1 pseudogene is annotated in these 1,127 nt (G+C 71.9%); it reads left to right on the top strand.

Annotated elements, in window-relative coordinates:
* Positions 1-1,127: pseudogene (locus BIS11_RS18185) on the top strand (flagellar biosynthesis protein FlhF); the annotation flags it as partial.

A 1,127-nucleotide genomic window follows, 5' to 3' on the forward strand; every position in this document is an offset into this window, starting at 1 on the left:
GAGCTCTGCGAGGAGATCGCCTGCGCGCTTCCCGCCACGCTCGCCGCCCTCCCCCCGCGCGACGACCAGGTGCTGGCATGGCTGCACCGCCAGCTCGAGGCGCGCCTGAGCGTGCTCGAGGCCGAGGACACCTTCTTCGATCGGCCCGGTATCGTCGCCCTGGTCGGCCCCACGGGCGTCGGCAAGACCACCACCACCGCCAAGCTCGCCGCGCGCTTCGTCATGCGCCACGGCACCGAGCAGGTGGCGCTGGTGACCACCGACAGCTTCCGGATCGGCGCCCACGAGCAGCTGCGCATCTACGCCCGCCTGCTCGATGCGCCGATGTATGCCCTCGACGCCGAGCAGCCCGTCAACGAGCTGCTCGACCGTCTCAACGACAAGCGCTGGGTGATCGTCGATACCGTCGGCATGAGCCAGCGCGACCAGCGCGTGATCACCCAGATCGACCAGCTTCAGGGCGGTGATTCCAGCGTGCGCCTGGTACTGGTGCTCAACGCCGCGAGCCAGCCCGAGACCCTCGAGGAGGTGGTGCTGCGCTACCGCCAGGCCGCCCGTGCGGCGGGCGCGACGCTGGACGACTGCATCATCACCAAGCAGGACGAGGCCGGGCGGCTGGCGCCGCTTTTGGATATCGTCATGCGCTTTGGGCTGCGCGTGCTGTTTTGCTCCCACGGCCAGCAGGTGCCCGAAGACATGGCGCTGGCCGATCGTCGCGCGCTCGTCGAGCAGGCGCTGCGCACCCAGGCCGATGACGCGCGCGCCTGGCCCGGCACGGCTCTGGCGCCGCGCTGGTCCCAGGAGATGCTCGGCCAGGGGCGGCGGCTGAGCCTGCTGCTGGGCCGGCTGCGTGAACGAGTCGAAGGCTTTGCGCTGCTCGAGACGGCGTGGGACATCGCGGCGCTGCCCGCGGTGCTGCACGACCAGCGCCTCGACGAGATCGCCGCGCGCGCCGACGACCAGGAGGTGCTCGGCATTCACTGGGCACCGCGGCGCAACGTCCGGGGCGTGGAGTGGTCGATGCCGGATCTCGCCCTCGACGCCGACGGCCACCCCTGTGCGCTGGCGCTGCTGCAGCATCGCCAGAGCGCCGGCTGGCAGCCGCGCATCGCGGCCCAGGCGCGGGC

The organism is Halomonas sp. 707D4 (assembly GCF_024158685.1).
Classification (GTDB): Bacteria; Pseudomonadota; Gammaproteobacteria; order Pseudomonadales; family Halomonadaceae; genus Vreelandella.